Source organism: Streptomyces sp. NPDC013157 (assembly GCF_042899865.1).
Lineage (GTDB): Bacteria > Actinomycetota > Actinomycetes > Streptomycetales > Streptomycetaceae > Streptomyces.
The window spans coordinates 1-17,319 of sequence record NZ_JBIBAK010000034.1; the positions used below are offsets into that span (position 1 = coordinate 1).

At 65.9% G+C, this 17,319-nt stretch carries 10 protein-coding genes and 1 pseudogene; 6 read left to right on the forward strand and 5 right to left on the reverse strand.

What is annotated here, in order from left to right:
* The first annotated feature begins 362 nt into the window (after positions 1-362).
* Positions 363-1,610 (forward strand): tyrosine-type recombinase/integrase, encoded by a 1,248-nt coding sequence (locus ACFY6U_RS51525; protein WP_390050016.1) that lies wholly within the window; start codon positions 363-365, stop codon positions 1,608-1,610.
* Positions 1,611-1,818: 208 nt separating this feature from the next.
* On the opposite strand, the gene ACFY6U_RS51530 is transcribed toward ACFY6U_RS51525, so the two are convergent.
* Positions 1,819-5,478: a hypothetical protein gene (locus tag ACFY6U_RS51530; RefSeq protein ID WP_390050018.1), complete on the reverse strand. Its 3,660-nt coding sequence runs from the start codon at positions 5,476-5,478 to the stop codon at positions 1,819-1,821.
* Positions 5,479-6,602: 1,124 nt separating this feature from the next.
* Between ACFY6U_RS51530 and ACFY6U_RS51535 the strand changes: the two genes are divergently transcribed.
* A complete protein-coding gene (locus tag ACFY6U_RS51535) occupies positions 6,603-8,027 on the forward strand; it encodes a DUF2079 domain-containing protein (RefSeq protein ID WP_390050020.1) in 1,425 nt (474 codons plus the stop codon).
* A gap of 321 nt (positions 8,028-8,348) precedes the next feature.
* Here the strand turns inward: ACFY6U_RS51535 and ACFY6U_RS51540 are convergent, their stop codons facing one another.
* From ACFY6U_RS51540 to ACFY6U_RS51550, 3 genes are all read right to left on the reverse strand, one after another.
* Positions 8,349-9,206 (reverse strand): hypothetical protein, encoded by an 858-nt coding sequence (locus tag ACFY6U_RS51540; protein ID WP_360251715.1) that lies wholly within the window; start codon positions 9,204-9,206, stop codon positions 8,349-8,351.
* Positions 9,207-9,394: 188 nt separating this feature from the next.
* Complete coding sequence (locus ACFY6U_RS51545; protein ID WP_390050022.1) at positions 9,395-9,643, reverse strand: hypothetical protein; 249 nt, start codon at positions 9,641-9,643, stop codon at positions 9,395-9,397.
* A gap of 1,322 nt (positions 9,644-10,965) precedes the next feature.
* A complete protein-coding gene (locus ACFY6U_RS51550; protein ID WP_390050047.1) occupies positions 10,966-12,402 on the reverse strand; it encodes an IS1380 family transposase in 1,437 nt (478 codons plus the stop codon).
* Positions 12,403-12,764: 362 nt separating this feature from the next.
* Here ACFY6U_RS51550 and ACFY6U_RS51555 point away from each other — a divergent pair, with 362 nt between their 5' ends.
* A complete protein-coding gene (locus tag ACFY6U_RS51555) occupies positions 12,765-13,556 on the forward strand; it encodes an IS5 family transposase (RefSeq protein WP_360251721.1) in 792 nt (263 codons plus the stop codon).
* On the opposite strand, the gene ACFY6U_RS51560 is transcribed toward ACFY6U_RS51555, so the two are convergent.
* Positions 13,513-14,049: a hypothetical protein gene (locus ACFY6U_RS51560; protein ID WP_360251724.1), complete on the reverse strand. Its 537-nt coding sequence runs from the start codon at positions 14,047-14,049 to the stop codon at positions 13,513-13,515. The genes ACFY6U_RS51555 and ACFY6U_RS51560 overlap by 44 nt on opposite strands.
* Positions 14,050-14,160: 111 nt before the next feature.
* Here ACFY6U_RS51560 and ACFY6U_RS51565 point away from each other — a divergent pair.
* The 3 genes and pseudogenes from ACFY6U_RS51565 to ACFY6U_RS51575 form a co-directional block, all read left to right on the forward strand.
* Positions 14,161-14,250: pseudogene (locus tag ACFY6U_RS51565) on the forward strand (IS5/IS1182 family transposase); the annotation flags it as partial.
* Between the two features lie 916 nt (positions 14,251-15,166).
* Complete coding sequence (locus ACFY6U_RS51570) at positions 15,167-15,637, forward strand: transposase (RefSeq protein ID WP_360251727.1); 471 nt, start codon at positions 15,167-15,169, stop codon at positions 15,635-15,637.
* Positions 15,638-15,799: 162 nt separating this feature from the next.
* Entirely contained in the window at positions 15,800-17,032 is a 1,233-nt protein-coding gene (locus ACFY6U_RS51575) for an IS4 family transposase (protein WP_360251730.1), read from the forward strand.
* Positions 17,033-17,319: the final 287 nt, after the last annotated feature.

Below are 17,319 nucleotides of genomic sequence, written 5' to 3' on the forward strand. Positions count from 1 at the left end.
TGAGACTTCGAACACCTCCCCCAACGGCACGGGAGCCTCGTGCGTTGCGGGCATCGACTCCGTCACCCGTTCAGTGGCCCCGCTGAAAGACCTCATTGACTTTTGGGCACACGATGACTCGATCGTCACACCATCGAGTCGCACCATGAACAGCTGTGCATAATCACTGGACGTAGCGGAAAGTATCGCCTTGGCCGGCCCGGATCGAACCCCGTGCGCTGGTTACAGAAGGCGAGCCTCATCCCAGCAACCGACGCCGAGATGAACCTCAAGCATTGCCGGAACACCAGGTCGCCTGGCCAGTGCAAGCACTCGGCGACCCGCACCATGCAGCATGCAAGACCGACGCGCGGGCGGAACATATGAGCAAGTCCACCGAGCCATTCGATCGCTGGCACAAGCGATATCCCAAACCAGAACGCGGCGACGAACCGTGCCGATGCGGGACCAAAAGGCGCCCACTGTATCCGTCTGCTGATCACGGCCGAGGTCGTCGATGGCAAGCGCGCTACACCGACATTGAGGGCAAGGAGCGACGGGCTTGCCTGAGCACATGGCAGCAAGCACGTGACCACCTGGACCGGGCACTCGCTGACGTCGAAAAACAAAGGTCGCCGAGTTCTCTTGGCGATAGGCGCGTTGCGTTCTTCGCAGCCCAGATGATGAAAAGGAGGCGCAAGCGACAGAAGAACGTCAACACTTCCGACGCCTACGAAGGCCATCTCCGCAACTACATTCTGCCGTTCGCCGGAAATCTTGGGGCCAGCAGCCTGCGCCGCCGGGACTCCGTGTCATTCGTCGACTATCTGCTCGACAAGCCCGGAATCAATTCACCCCGCACAGTTCGACAGATCTTCAAGACCTGGCGCATTCTCATGCACTACATGCTCGACGAGGATGTCCTGCTTCCGTCCAACATCGTCGCGCGCATCGAGCTCCCGGAGTTCACGCCACGCGTCAAGGTGGCCCTGTCGCCCGTACAAGTCGCAGCTGTCGCAGCAGCGATGCGTCAGGTGGCACCCCGCTATGAGGTCCTGATCTGGCTCGGAGCGTGCGCCGGCCTGCGCCAGGGTGAGGCCTTCGGCCTGAGACGAAGCCAGGTGGTGTGGGAGCGGAACCTTCTACACATCGTGGAGCAGCGACAGCGCGGCAAGGTTGTCCGCCTCAAGACCAGAGCCAGCCGTGCCACCCTTCCGGTCGACCCTTTCCTGATCGCACAGCTCGCCCGACACACTTCGCGTTGGCCAAGGCCGGAGTCCGCTTCGCAACGCTCCGGGCGCATGGGGCAGCAACATGACCCTACCAACCCGACAGGTGAGGACCTGATCGTCACAAACCAGTCCGGCCGCCCCATCCTCCACGGAGATTTCTATCGGAAATGGCGACGCGCTGTGACGCAAGCGGAACTTCCGGAACGGACTCGCTTCCATGACCTCAAGCACTTCTACACCAGCACGCTCGGCGCCTCCGGGAAGCACGACCCCAAGACCGTGCAGGCGCTATCCAGGCATGCTGAATTCTCCGAGACATGGGACACCTACGCCCATCCGCCTTTGGCAGTGGAGGGGATCATCGTCACTGCATTCGGCACCGCATTCTCACATCTCTGACATCGGTCTAACGCCTGAGGACGGTCAGGACGCTCCGGCGTGGCACACGAGCCCAAGGCGCCACTACGTGAACACACGACAAGGTTCCGGGGTGCCAGAGGACGTGAGTCCTCCTGCCCGCGACGGTTCGCGCTGCTCAAGGGCAGACAGCGGCCCCCATGGTTCCACACCGCCAACACAGCGCTGCGCATGGCGCGGATTCATCAGATCAACGACGCCGTCGTCGTCCGCTTCGCTTGTCCCGGGTGACCTCTGTGGCAACCCACTGTCTAAGTTTGCCGATGGGCATCACCGGGACGGGGGCGGTAAGCACCCGAGGAACCATGAGGTCGCGACTGGTGGCGATGGCGGACGTGACGGTCCACCCGGTGGTGTCGCTGGTACCGGTGAAGTGGGCCAGTGTCGCGGCCAGATTCTGGCGGACCCACTCGGTGCGGCGACCGAGTTTGAAGAGCGCGCTCTTATCGCCACGTAGCAGATCTTCGGCTTCGTTGGCTAGTTCGGTGGGGTTGCGTGACAGCTCGAAGTCTTTCGCTTCCATGACAATGACTACGCGCTGGGCCGTGTTGATGCCGATGGCGTCGATATCCCCCAGATCGTCCCCTTCGGGAGACAGGAGTCTGCGGCCTGCGATCTTGGAGACGCCGCGGACGGCGATGGAACAGCCTCCTGCTTTCAGCGTATCGGTAACGCGTGTCTCGAAGGTCTTGTTCTCGTCCTGGCGAATTACTCCGAGAAGTTTCTTCATGGGGCCCGAGGTGCTGCGCAGTCGGCCTGAGTAGATGAGGTCAATCCAGTAGGGACCGCTGGTCCAGGTTTGCCGGGCTCCCCAGACGACGTGGGCACCGTCAGGCGCGTCGATGCGGATGAGGGGGCGTCGGACGTAGGACCATTCGCGGTTGAATCGCCACGGCCAAGCGTCGGTCTTGACGGACAGGAACTCCGGGCGGGGGCGCAGAGTCAGCCGGTCGAGGAAGGACCGTGCTTTGCCCTGGGGCCAGCTGAGAGCCGTGCACAGATGATTGGAGATGGTGGACTCGGCAAGGACGTAGGGCTCCGTCGTGCAGCGTTCACCTCCCAAGGCGATGAGTTCACCGACGCCTTGGGCGAGATCAGTGAGAGTGAAGCCGAACTCAGAAAGCATGGCTTGCTCTACTTGAGCCGTCGGTCCTTCGGGCTGGAAACGCTTCGGTGAGTTCCGGCTCGGCGCCGCTTTGAGGAGAGCTTCGGCTTGGGCGGTCGCGAGGGCGTTGGTGCCGGCTTCGTATCGGTCGCCGCGGGAGACACCGAGCCGACCCGAGGCCAGCATGGCGAGTTGCGCTTCCGAGAAGTCGTGGTGGATGGCCTCCGAGAGGGTGGCACGGGAGATGAGCTCTGCGGCAAGGGCCAGGAGTTGGTCGTAGGCATCGAGCGTGAGTGAGTTGTGTCCGGTGGGGGGTTGAGCGGCCACGTACTCGATGAGGAAACGGCTGGCCTGCGCTGCCCCCACCCGGCGCTTATTGGTCTGCACAAGTTCCTCGACCGGGTGGCTGGCCTCTCCAAAACAGGCGATACGTGCGGGGAGGATGTAATCGTTGGTTGCTTCCTCGTACACGAACGCCTCGTGCCGAGCGACCAGCGACTGGACGAGCCCCTCGCTCGCAAGATCTGCTACCGCCGCCTCGATGAGTTCGAAGTAGTGGCCTACGACTTTCTGCAGAACCGCGGTGCGCTGCTCAGTTGGGATGCTGCCTACTGCCATTCCGTCTTCACTCAGGTACTGGCCCAGTTCGTCGAGGACCGTGGCAGAAGCCGCCGGCTGGACCAGTCGGGCGCGCGGTAGTGGTCCGGGACGCAACGGAACGCGCTGGTTCATCTGCACATGCAGCATCTGCTTGTCGCCGTGGGGCGCGAGCTGATCGACGAGGGCGTCCAGGTCTCCCTCCTGTGTTCCGGCCAGTTGCATGATGCCTTCGAGCAGGGCCCGCAGCAGGACGCGGTCAGCCCCGTTGGCGTCTGTGAGAAGCGTCGCCGTGCCCTGTGCGTTCATGCACAGATCGACGAGTCCGGGCTCAGTCCGCCGCACCCCGATCCAGGGACGTTCACCGCCCGTTGCAGGAGCGCCGTTCAAGACGCTCTGCCATGCTGCGGGGTCGTCGAAGGACAGGCTCATGTACAGACCGCCCGTGTGTGTGGCTGCCAGCAAGAGGCCGGGTCTAGCGAGGGAAATCTGCCAGACCCAGAAGGCTGCCGCCTCCACTGCCAGGTCGTGAAAACCCTCCAGCGTGTCGGGGACGGCCTGGTCACCGGGCCCCAACCACACGTGTACGCCTGAGGCTTCCACAAGCCTGCCTTCCTCGGGCACGTCCGGGTGAGGGCGGTAGATCGGCGCCGTCGACGTGCCGTACACGGAGACCACCGGTACGAAAACAGGCCGGCGCGGGCTGGGTACTTCGTGGCGGTCGTACCGCTGCTGGACCTCGACGCGTAGAGCCCGCGAATGGTCCTGCTCAATGACGAGCATCGTGGGCTTCGCGTCGTCGGACACGTAGTAGCTGTAGTTGCAACTCCGGTAGAGGCCGTAGTTGTCGAGCGTGCTCCACGACTGCACACGGGTCGTCTCGTGAAGCTCCGTCTCTGCCTGGGCAAACCGCCAGAGGAAAAGAGGGTCGGAGCCATCGAGTTCCGACATGACCTGGAGATCGCTGAGGGACGTCAGCAGGACAGGGCCGGAACGCCGGTGCTCCATGAGCCCCAGGAACGAGGATCGCCCCACGCCTTCGTTGATGATGAGACGGAGTGTGCGCGCGTCTTCGGGCAGCGACGTGCCGTCCGGATCGATGACGTTCTGGACTCGTAGGCCGAGATCACGGATGGGCCAGTACCCCGATGGGTCGGTGTCGTCGTAGTCGGACAGGTCATCCATGAGCACGGCCACGTCGAGAATCTTGTCCTGGGCAAACGTAAAGGTGCGACGGGAGATCAAGTCGTCGCCGGTCACCTGCGCCGGCCCCACGGGGGCCGCGCCAGTCAACATCAGGAGGCGGCTGACATCAGCGAGTGTGGTCTCACGCATCAGACATGCCAGCTCGGGTCGGCATCCGTGCAGTCCGGCGTGAACGATGAGCTTGTGCCGCAGGGTCGTCACCAGTTCAGCCGGATTCGCCACGATGAGGCCGTCGTCCACCAGGAGCAGCGGTGCGAGCACGAGTCCGTCGTCCGGCCCCGGCTCTTCGGTGAACGTGTGTTCGCCGGGCCGAAGACCCCATGCTGCGATCAAGTCTGCGGAACGGGCTGGAAGGAGGCCGGTCAGGTCGGCGAAGTCGTAGCGGACAGCCGCACGCAGAGATGCGAGGGCGGGCTCGCCCGGAACGAAGACTCCTTCGCCGTGATGGAGCGGTGGAGCGATACCGCGGTGCAGCCCGGCTCGGCGAAGCGTGACGTCGCTCAGCCGGAGCACCGTGTGCGCCCACAGCTGCGTGTCCTCGACGAACTGGGCTGGCAGAGCAGTCTGTCCAGCAGGGCTGAGGATGCTCCGCAACATCAGACCGAGAGTGTGAGCGCAGCGGGACGTCAGCCCCTGCGCGACGAGACACGGCCCGCCGTGGAAGGAGACCTCAGCGGTGTACAAGTCGTCGTACAGGTCCTCCTGGGCACGGATGTTGGGACCACTGACCAGAGGATCCTTGAGCAGGGCACGAATCCTGGTGGGGGACAACCGAGGCGCATCTGGCCGACTGGGAAGGCAGGCACCGATTGCAGCCAGGCGCTGTAGTCGTACGAGACGAGGAATGTTCTCAGGAATCAACTGCAGGGCGGCCGCGGATGCGACGAGGGACGGTCCGTCCACATTCTGCCAAGGCTTGTCGGCGAAGCGGGCAGAGGGCATGCACGTCTCCTAACGGCCCCAGAAGATCACGGGGCACCGAGCGTTCACCGCGGCTGACGACGGTCTGAACTCGTACGTCACGTTAGCGGCCAGGTCTGACATCGAAGCAGGGCGCTGCTGCCGCTCGGGACGCCGTCGTCGGCGTCCTGCGCGCCGACGGCCACCACCTCGACCTGGTCACCCGGGCCACGAGGCCAACCGCTCCCGGCACCGTACCGGCACCGACGTGGGCTTGGAGCAAGTCGTGCAGGGGCGTCATGAGGCCGCCTTCCAGAAGATTGCTGTCGAAAGACAGACTCCCGCACGGGCCGGGAATCATCGGCGTCGACAGGTCTGGCGGCCGAAGCCTCGTCACGGAAGGGAGGGGATTGACACTGCCGTCCGCCCCTCGGAGCGGCAACGCTGAAAGCCCTCGGTAGGTCGCTGACCTGCGACTCCCCGTGATCTGCAGGCCTCTTCCCAGGCTGACCGAAAAAAGTTCCGAAGCGGAGAACTCTCTCCCCGCCCGGTCCGTACTACAGGTAGATGCCACACCCCGTCATCACACTCTTCTTCAGCGCCGGCCCGTCACCGTTCAAGAGCGCGGTTGACGACATGTGACAGATCCGCAAAAGAGGTAGGCCCGTCAGGGAAATATCCACGCGAGCACGACAGCGAATTTACGCGTAGACGCGAAGAGTGCTGGCGCTGTATACGGGGAACCCGCATGCGAAACGGGTGTCCCGTTCATGAACCGAGAATCCCGGCCGTCCGGCAATCGTGCGCCTGGGTGACCGTCAGAGTGCAGCTCAGCCGAGTTCCCAAGGTGACGCCCGAGGTGCCGTAAGGCGACGCGATTACCAGCACGGGCAGTGGGTCGAAAAAAGATCAGCATGCCGCATTCTAATCGTTAGGCTTCTTGAGGGTGGCCACTGAAGAAGCTCATTCATGCCGGAGTGAGAGCCCCCATCATGTTATCCATTTCCGGATCTTCCGGCATTGCGGGCGAGGGGAATCTTCCTATTGCTTCGAGAACTGAAGGGGTATTTTCGTTGATCAAGATCGGTCAGCATGCCGTCAGTGGACGCCAGCCACAGTTGCGGGGTGCAAGCCGAACTGCAAGGTCGTCGATCCTTGCGACACGAGTGCCGCCACCCCGGCTGCTGCCCGGCTCCCGGCACATGCTCGACGAGTCGCCGCAAGCGGGGATCCGATGGGTGTGGGCGGCCGCTGCCCTGTTATTTGCCGCCTACGGAACCGTGTCGCTGCGGCTGCACCAGCGCATGCTGACCACGGGGTACGACCTGGGCATCTTCGAGCAGGCGGTGCGGTCCTACGCCCACGGGCACCTACCGGTGGCGGAGTTGAAGGGACCGGGATTTCCCCTGCTGGGGGACCACTTCTCGCCCGTACTGGCCACGCTCGCTCCGCTGTACCGGATCTGGCCCACCCCGGAGACCTTGCTCGTCGCCCAGGCCGCGCTGCTGGCCGCAGCCGTCGTGCCGATCGCCACGTTCGCCCAGCGCACGGTCGGCAGACGCGGCGCGATGGTCGTCGCCTTCGGCTACGGCAGCTCGTGGGGTGTCGCCCAAGTAGTGGGATTCGACTTCCACGAGGTCGCCTTCGCGGTGCCGATGCTGGCGTTCGGCCTCGTAGCCCTGGCCGAGGGCCGATGGCGCGCCGCCGCTCTCTGGTCCTTGGCCCTGCTGACGGTCAAGGAGGACCTGGGTCTGACGGTGGGCGCCATCGGCTGTGTCATGGTCTGGCGCGGCGCACGACGCACGGGAGCCGCGCTCGCCGCTGCGGGCGTGGTGGGCAGCATGCTGGAGATCCTCGTCGTCATACCCTCCTTCAATCCCGGCGGTCGTTTCACCTACTGGGACAAGATGTCGGCATCCGGGACGGGCACCGGGGGCCCGCAGGGCGTGGGGGACACGCTCTACCACTGGACGCTGGGCGTCATCGCCCCTGACCCGAAGGCGACCATGCTGCTAATGCTGCTCGCTCCGACCGCCTTCGTCGCCCTGCGTTCGTCGCTGACATGGGTCTGTGTGCCGACTCTCGCCTGGCGGCTACTCTCTGACAATCCGGATTACTGGGGCACCGGCTTCCACTACAGCGCGGTGCTGATGCCCATGGTGTTCGTCGCGTTCGTCGACGCGCTGAGCTCCTGGGAGCATTCCCGCCGTCACGCCCTGACTGTCGCCGGCGCGGTCGCCGCCCTGCTGCTGCCGCAGTTCCCGCTCGGACAGCTCCTGCACCTGGACACCTGGCACACCAGTGCGCGCGTGGCCCAGGCCCACCGGATACTGCAGCAGATCCCCGACGGTGCGACCGTCGCCGCCTCCAACCGGCTCGCGCCGCAACTGACCGACCGGGCCCAGGTGACGGTCTTCGGCTTTCCCGGCAGTCGGCCCTCCCCGCAGTGGATCGCCGTTGACACCGCCACGCCGATGGGTTGGCCCATCTCGCCTCTCCAGGAGCGGCAGTTGATCGACCAAGCACTCTCCGACGGCTACGTCACCGTGGTGGACCGCGACGGCTATCTGCTGCTGCGCCGGCGACAGTAGACCTCCGCCGGTCTCTGAGCTTGACTCCGATAGGGCGTTGGAAGTGGGCAGACTGCCTTTACGTCCCTGTACGTTCCTCGCCAGGTAGGTGTCGTCTGCGGGCCCCGGCCCTTGCACGCTGGCGGTGCGACAGTTCGAGTGCGGCGATCGGGACGCCGGTGGTGTTGGTGGCGAACGCGGTAAGCCGCAGGTCCGGCTGGAGGCACCCATCCATCCGTGTCGACTGCGCCGAAGGGTGACGGCCACCTTGGCGACCACCACGATCAGCATCACGGCCATGCTGATCAAGGGGTATGTCAGTCTGCGACCGACTCCGGGGGGTCACCGCAGCTCGTCCGTGTAACGGTCGGTGCCCGGGACCGTGGGGATGAATGGTGCGACGAACTCCACCTCACCCAGCCCTGAAGCCGCCACGGCCGTGTCCAGGTCCGTGAAGTGGTCCCGCCAGACGGCGCGGGGATCCTGCTGGAGGAACCACAGCAGGGTCAGCCGGGTCCCGACCCCCTCGACCTGCTTGACGTAGGTCATGCGGTCCAGGGGCAGCGGGGTCGGCGCGAAGACGGTCACCATGGCCGCCGGGGAGCCGGCCAGCCGCTTCGGCAGGTGGTCGTCGCGCAGCCAGGCGAGCAGTTCCGCGCGCTCGCCGGGGGACCTGGCGTCGACGACCTGGACGACGAGCCCGGCGTAGGGGTGGTCGAGGGCGTGGATGTCACGGGGCCCCTGGTCGCCGTCGCGGTAGACGGTCGCGAGGTGGTCCTGGAAGGCGGTGAAGACGTGGGTACGGTCCTGGAAGACCCGGTGGTCGCGGTTGAGGCGCTTGTTGATGCCGACGGTCCAGCGCATGTGGTCGGCGTAGCGGCCGGCGGTGATCCAGTAGACGGAGATGTAGCAGCCCGCCGTCACCGGCCGCGCGACGGCGGAGGTCTCGGGGTAGCGCAGGAGCTGGAGGTCCCGGGTGGCGACCCAGCGGCGGCCCGCGTACATCCACGGCATGGCCATCGCGCCGGCGATGAAGTGGTCGTCCTCGTACCAGCGATTGTACTGGCGTTCGTGGCCCGGGTGTGGCTCGACCATGGTGATCAGGGCATGTCCGAGGTCGGCTCCATATGGGCCGACGGCGGCCAGCTCCGCATACGTGCGGCTGTGGGTTTCATCTGTGTGGGTCGCATCCTCTGTCATGGGTCCGGTGTACCTGATTGGGCGTCAGTTTTGGAGAGCGATTCTCGTTCGACTCCGTCCGAAGTTCCGTGAGCCCGCGCACCGGACCGGCAGGTGGATCAGCGGCCACGCCCACGGCGACCATCCGCGCAGTCGATGCGCCCGCACACGGCAGCGGCCGCCTGGCGATCCGACAGGCCCTCCACGAACTACAGCACCGATACGAGCGCCAACCGATGGGGTGGCCGCCAGGCAGGTTGACCACGCTGTGGGAACAGAACCGCGAAATCCTTGTCGGCAAACAGCGGCCCGACTACTTCCCGGATCCGCATGCACAAACAGCCCATCGGGAACGCCAGCCGGGCCACCTCGGCGGTTTGGGCCGCCCCCACGCCGTTCCAGCCGTCATCCCGCCGCCGCAAGGTCATTGGGCGAACACCCCCAACGGTGTCCTTCATGGGACACGATCTGCAGGCCGTGCCAGGCTCAGGACCTGGCGACGGTTGGGCAGCCGACCATCTCAAAGCAGGTTTAATGACGGCCCGTCGTATGTACAGTGTCCCGCCTTTGCCCACGGTGGACGCCGCCGCCCCGCCGATCTCTGTGCCCGCTGCCAGTCGCCCCCCTCGTGTCCGCCCAACTTGACAACGATCACGATTGAAGTGGGCGAGGTTGAATCTTTCTCACCGCGAGCCCGTTGTGTTAATCGAAGGGCCGAGTTAAGCGATGGTCCGGCCGCGGTGAATTCGGAATCTAATAGTCACAGAACGTCAGATGAGTGATGTCAGTGCCTTCAGGAAGCCAAAACAGCAACAGCAGCGGCGGCTCCACCTCCAGTTACTATTCCGCCGTCAGCATGTCGGAAAATAAAATCATTTCGGGCGACCCGGTGGCACCTGGCGCTCCAGTGAACGGTACGCCGGCTCCCCCCTTCCAGAATCTACTCACCTTGCGATCCTCGATGTGGAGTCTGGTCAATTCTTTGCTCAGCAAAACAATAGGGAGATCCAGCGGTGGAGTCAGTCCCAGGGCGTATGGAAACAAATCACCTGGCCCCAGGTAACTAAGTTCTTTAACGAGGTAGGCCCCAGCCTCCTGGGCGGCGTCGCAAACTTCACGACGGGCAATGCGACGAGGGGGCTCAGTGGTGCAAACGCAGTCTGGCAGACCATAAATGCCGGAGTGGATGCGGCTCAGTCATTTCGCGACAGAGGGCCCGGGTCGTCAGCCGGGGAACGGGCCTTGGCAGTCGCAGCGACTGGCGCCCGGCTTGTGGGAGCCGGGGCGGAAATTGGGGCGGCGGTTGCCCCAAATCCAAACGCCGGCTGGGCGAAAGCTTTGGGTGGAGTAGGCACCGGTGGCACCGCCCTTGCCGCGGGGCTTGAATTGGGCAGAGAAGTATTGCACAAGTCACACGAACAGCAGCGGCAGCAACTGGCCGCCCAGCAGCGAGCCGCCGCGGCAGCCGGTTATGCGGCCCCCGCCGCTACGACGTCGGCACTCTCGCTCCAGCAGCCCACCAGTACGACCCCATATCGCAGGACGACGCAGCAGCGACAGGCTCCGACGTCGTCGACCAGCGGGCCCAAGGTATAGGCCTGGTGTTTGACATGGCGGGTTGCTTGACCTAACCTCGCCGTTTCGGTTGGGGCGATGAGGCGTCGCTGAGGGCCAACTGCCGGGTGGACGAGGCGATTTCGGTGTTCGGGCATGGCGGGGTCCCGGCGCATTGGTCGGGTTCTCCAAGGTCCTTCAGGTCGAGGCGGGCAGGGCTTGCCGGTCAGCTGGCGGGACGGGGCAGTGCGGCGAGGCGATGGAAGGCTGTGGCGAGTTCGTTTCTCCAGGGCCAGGTCGCAGATATCCGCAAGCGCAGGCGGCGGCCGCCGCGGGTGAGACGGGCGGCGACGTGCAGCAGCCGGTAGCGGAGCTTCTTCGGCTCGGCCGCCGCGAGCTCGCCGTCCAGCAGCAGGACGCGCATCCAGGCCAGCAGGTCGATCGCCGTGAGGCTGAGTTCGAGCCAGACGGCGTTGACGGCGAAGCCTCGGGAGGGGAAGCGGCCGAATCCGGTGGTTTTGCCGCACCGGATGTGGTCCTCGACGCATGCGTGCCCGCGGTGACGGGTCTCCAGGAACCGGGCGGAGCCGCCGCCGGAGTGAGGGGTGTCGGTGAGGAACACCTGGTGGCGCAGGCCCTCGTCCTGGTCGAACAGGGAGAGCTGGGCGCACGGGTGCGGGCGCTCGCGGCGCACGATGATGCGGGTGCCGGCCGGGTAACCGTCCAGGTCGACGATGCCAGTCAGCTCAGCGACCCCGGCGCCGTCACGCAGTGTCCCGTCCTGGTTGAGGGCGGGATGCCAGAGATGGTCGGGTATGGCCCGGATGGCGCGGCGGACCGGTTCGGTGATGGCGTATCCGACGGAGAAGGAGGTACGGATGCCTCGTTTCCGCAGGGCGCGGACGTGGGCGAGGAAGGCTTTCGCGGATCCGGCGCTGTCGGTGCGGACGAGGATGTCGGTGCCGTGCCGGTGGGCGTCGGGGATCTGCGCGAGCGCCTCGTCGAGCACCGTGATGTGGTCGGTGGCGGTGTTGGCGCCCGCGTTGCCGGGCCGTAGTCGGCCGGACATTGCCTCGCCGGTATTCGCCAGGAAGCACAGCAGCGGATGGAAACCGAATCCGCCCTTGTAGGTGGGTGCGGCCTGCTCCTTCTCGGAGTGGCAGGTGACGAGCGTGGCGTCGAGGTCCAGGACGAGGCCGGGCAGTACGCGTCCCGCGGCCCGGGCAGCGGGTAGGCCCTCACCGTTCTCGGCGGCCTGCAGCCAGGCGACCTCCCGAGCCGAAGCGCGGGCCGAGCGCAGCGAAGCCAGTGCCCGCTCGTCAACGTCGGCGAGCAGCCGCCAGGCCGTCGGTGTCGAGGCGACCGAGCCGAACACGTCGGCCTGGTCCCGCAGCACGACCAGGTCCGCGATGGCCTCGCCGCCGTCGGCGAGCATCACCGCCAGGTCGGCGGCGATCCGTCCTGGGCCATGGCCGGTCCCACGGGGCCGCAGCGGCCTGAGAGCAGCGGAGTACGAGGCCGTCAGCCCTGTGGCATCGGCGAGATCTGCCAGCAACCGCGCCCCGGCATGCCCGACGACCCCCGAACCATCGGTACTGACCTGGATCTTGGGACGCAACCCGATACCCTGCACGTAGAAAGTGCCCTCCGCCTGGACCGACAGAACCCCTGATTAAGGTTCATCATCCCAGGTCAGGAAACCACTTTCGCGTTTCGGCCCTGCCAGCCCCTGCATCCAAGCGAAACGGCGAGGTTAGAAGCTGTTGTCTTTTCGATCTTGGGAGTTGCGTGTCGAACGGAAGTCCCGATCGGGTGGTCGCGGGGCATTGGGTGCATACGAGCAGGACCTCCTGAACAGCTCGTTGGTGTCGAATCACCGAGCAGCAGCAGGAGGCCCTGGTGCAGCAGTCTTGCGTGCCGATGGCTGGGCAGTCCAGTGCGGTCACCTGGGAGTGTGACTGTCTGGCTCACCGGTTCGGAAACGCCGCCGACAGCGGGACGCGGCAGCGTCGTTACCCGACGGACATGACGGACGGGGAGTGGGCCGTCATCCGCCCGCTGCTGCCGGTGCCGGGCTGGATGCGTGGCCGGGGCGGCCGGCCGGAGGGGTACTGCCACCGGGCCGTGCTCGATGCGATCCGGTATCTCGTGGACAACGGGATCAAGTGGCGGGCGATGCCCGCCGACTTCCCGCCGTGGGACCGTATCTACGCATTCTTCCGCCGCTGGCGCGACCACGGCCTGGTGAAGGAGTTCCATGACCGATTGCGCGCCAGGGTCCGCGAGGAACTGGGGCGGGATGCGGAGCCGACGGCCGCGGTGATCGACTCGCAGTCGGTCAAGGCGGACGCCGTGGTCGGTGCGGACAGCCGGGGCTTCGACGGTGGCAAGCTGATCAATGGCCGCAAACGGCATGGCGTGGTCGACACGCTCGGCCTGCTGGTGGGCGTGATGGTCACCGCCGCGGACACGGGCGACCGCATCGCCGCCCAGGAGTTGCTCGGGCAGGTGGCCGACGTGCACCACCGGCTGGAACTGGTCTGGGCCGACGGCGGCTACACCGGCAGCCTCGTGGAGCACTGCCTGGCCGCGTTCGCGCTGGTCCTGGCGATCGTGAAACGCAGCGACGACATGCGCGGCTTCGTGGTGCTGCCCAAGCGGTGGATCGTCGAGCGCCTCTTCGCCCACCTGATGCGCACCCGGCGCCTGGTGCGCGACTTCGAGCGGCGCACCGTCAGCGCCGAGGCGATGGTCTACTGGTCGATGACCCTGCTCATGACGCGCCGACTTGCCCGGCCGCACCCTGGGCGAGGGTGAACCGGCCCGGCTGCCGCTCGGCCAGCCAGCCCCGCGCGACCAGGCGTTTCGCCTTCGACCGCAGTGCCTCCACTCGTGCCGGCACCACGTCCATGCCGAACAGGGCGGCCATCTCCTGGCAGGTCAGCGGCCCTTGATGGAGCCGGTCCCGGTCCGCGAGCGCCGTGAGAATGCGCTGGTAGTCCACCGACAGCACCGGCCAGGCAAGCCCCTCACGCCACACGGGCACCTGCGACTTCGGCTTTGCCCCGTCCCTGGGTTCCGGCGGCGCGTGCGCATCCCGCGGATCCTCAGTGACCTCCGTGCCGGCAGTGTTGCCGCCGTCCGGAGCCAGCACCGTGTCGACCCGCCTTCGGGCGATCGCCCACTCCTGCCATTCCTGCTCGGCCGCGGCCATTTCGGCCTGGATGCGGTCGGCTTCCTCCCGCAGCCCGTCCACTCGACGGCGAGCGGCGAGCTCGTGCTGTTCCAGCAGTCCGACGACTGACGGCATTCGTAACCTCCTGGGGAGCGACAACCCGACAGGCCACGACTCCCACGGAATCACCACTGCTATCCCCGACCAGCGGAAACGCACCGATCACGCCCGGAAAGACAACAGCTTCTCACCCTCACCGAGAAGACCGTCAACCGCGCCCTGACTGCGGCAAGAACACGCCTCGAACGTGGCGTCACCCGCCCGAAGTCCTGGCAATGCTGAAGAAGCGCACCGCCCAGGGGGCCGTTTGCGGTGTTCACGGGGCCCGTGAACACCGCATCAGTGACGGATCTGACCAGGCCCGCATCCCCTGCCGCGCGTGCAGGGACCCACCAGGATGTACCCGGCACCGTCCTGGGCGCGTTCCAAGGCCGACAGGAGAAGGTAGACGCTCCCGGGTCAAATCACGACAGAGGAATTTTTTTCGTTGCTCAACGACGGCCCTGTGCCTGCCCGCCGGTTCCGCTGTGGTAACTCGGGACGCTACTGCTGCCGCTGACAAAGCTAGGAGCTGGGCTCTCGTACCTGGGCACAGGCCTGGAGGTGGGGTCTCCAGTGTAATGAGAATTTGACTGCGCCTGCGCGGCAGCCGCAGAGGCTATAACCCGACTCCGTTCTGATTGAACGTCGAACTGGAAAGACGGCGCACGGCCCGGAAAGCGCGAATTGATCTGCATCACCACCCTATCCCTCTGTAGATCAATAATGGCTGCACCAAGGATCCGCCTATCGTTGCCAGTGGCCCCAAAGGCTGCAATGAGGTCGTCCGTAGTGAAACTGCGGGTCTGATTCTGCTTCAGGTAGTGAGCAATCGATGTCTTGTACTCGTTTAGCGTCGGCATGAAACCTTCCTTGGTTTGCGTTGTTATTTACTGTCTTTCATTCACTACAACGTGGAACTCGCCTCAACGGTTCAACGCACTCAGCCGAGAACAGCATCAGTCGGGCTGGAGGCGGGGCCGGAGACGAGCATGTGAGCGTCGTCAAGGTCGTACGAGGCGATCGATGCGAAGTCTCCCGGCGTTGTCGAGGTACGTTGTGTCGGATGGCCTCGTTCTCTTAGCCCTGGGTATTCAGCGGAATGGGGCGGTCTGACGCCCTGGCAGCAGAAAGGTGCCGTTGAACTGCAAGGATGCCAGTGTCTACGTCGTATCCGCTGCGGGAGCAAGGCACCTTTCTGGTGGTTGAGCGCACAAGGTGGGACCGTCGGCTGTCCGTGGTGGCTGACGGGAAGAGGCTGGTCGGGCATGCTGGGGCGGTGCTGCTGCGCCGGTGCGCGGACCGCACAGGGCTCACGCAGGCCCTGGCGAAGGTGCTGCCGTCCAGCACGGTGGCTGGCTGGCGGGAACGCGCGGGGGTGCTGGTCCAACTGGCAGTCGCGATCGTGTTCGGGGCGGCGAATCTGTCGGAGGCCGAGCAACTCCAACTCCATCACCGGCCGCTGTTCGGGGCTGCGGCCTCGGACTCGACCGCCCGCCGCACGCTGGCCGCACTCGACGAGACCACCCTGGCGCGGATCGCGAAGGTGCGGGCGGCTCCGCGGCGTCAGGTGCGTGCTCTGGGGGTCCCCCCGGCCAAAGGCTGGGGGAGTGCCGGGCCCTGACCCTCGTACTGGATGTACTCGGGTCTGAGGCCCGGTGCGGCGAGTGGGGGTCCCCCCTCTGAGGGAGCGTGCATGGCGTCGCGGAGCAGGCGGGAATTTGACGACAGGCCCTACTAGCCTCAATACCGGTAACTTAGGGGCAATCCGGTCGTTGTTGCTGGTGTGGCGAGAGCGGGTCAACTGAAGTCATCTGGTGAGCGGTTGTCGGACCGGGTCGCGGGCGGGGTGCTGACCCAGGCGTTTCCCCAGTCGCTTGTGGACGAGGTGCTGGCGGAGACGGGGCGGGCGCAGCAGCGGAACCGGTTGTTGCCGGCCCGGCTGGTGGTCTACTTCGTGTTGGCGATGTGCCTGTTTTCCGGGCAGAGCTATGAGGAGGTCGCGCGACTGCTGACCGCGGGTCTGCAGGGTGCGCGGCGTTGGCGTACGTCGTGGGTGGTGCCGAGTACGGCGGCGATCTGGAAGGCCAGATCCCGGCTGGGGGCGGCGCCGCTGCGGCAGCTGTTCGCGCGGGTGTGCCGTCCTGTTGCCGCACCGGACACTCAGAGCGCTTTCTACCGCGGCTGGCGGCTGACCGCGATCGACGGCACCACGTTCGACCTGCCCGACACGAAGGCGAACGTGGAGGCGTTCGGCCGTCCGCCCCGCTCCGGGCGCGGTGAACAGGACCTCGGCTACCCGCAGTTGCGCATGGTCGGCCTGGTGGAGTGCGGCTCCCACGCTGTCTTCGATGCTGCGACCGGAGCTCTGCGCACGGGAGAGCAGGCTCTGGCCCGGGCGGTCCTGGTGTCCTTGCAGCCGGGCATGCTGCTGCTGGCCGACCGCGGCTTCTACAGCGTGGACCTGTGGCGCGCAGCCGCGGCCACGGGGGCGGACCTGTTGTGGCGAGTGCGCAAAGACCTCGTGCTGCCGGTGGTCGAGCAACTGTCGGACGGTTCCTACCTCACTGAGATCTTCGACCGCAGCGACATCCACCACACCCGTCGTGGGGTGCCGGTACGTGCGGTGGAGTACACCATCGCCGGCCATGAGGGCGTCTACCGGCTCCTCACCACGATCCTCGACCCGCACATGGCGCCGGCCGCGGACCTGGCCGCCCTCTACGCCCAGCGATGGGAGTTCGAGTCCACCCTGGACGAAATCAAGACCCACCTCGGCGGGGCGCACCTGGTACTGCGTTCGCAGCACCCTGACGGGGCCGAGCAGGAACTTTACGGCTTCCTGCTCGTCCACCACGCCATCCGGCACCTGATGCACCAGGCCGCACGACAAGCCGACCGGGACCCCGACCGGATCTCCTTCACCCGCTCACTGCGCGTCGTGCGCCGCCAGGTCACCGACCAGGCGGCGTTTTCCCCCCGGCCGACTCGCCCGCGCGGTCAAAGCCACCCACGCTGAACTCCTGGAACGCCTCCTGCCACGACGACGCCACCGGTCCAACCCTCGCGTGATCAAGCGCAAAGTCGTCGGCTGGCCCCTCAAACGCGCCGTCCACCGGGCCGCAGATCGCTCACCCGCCATGGCCATCACCCTCGTTGGCGCCACCAAGCCCAAACGGGTCAAGCGAACACCAAAGCCCTAAGTTACCGGTATTGCTACTAGCCTCGCCGTTTCGGTTGGGGCGATGAGGCGTCGCTGAGGGACAACTGCCGGGTGAACGACGTGACTTTTGGTGCTCGGACATG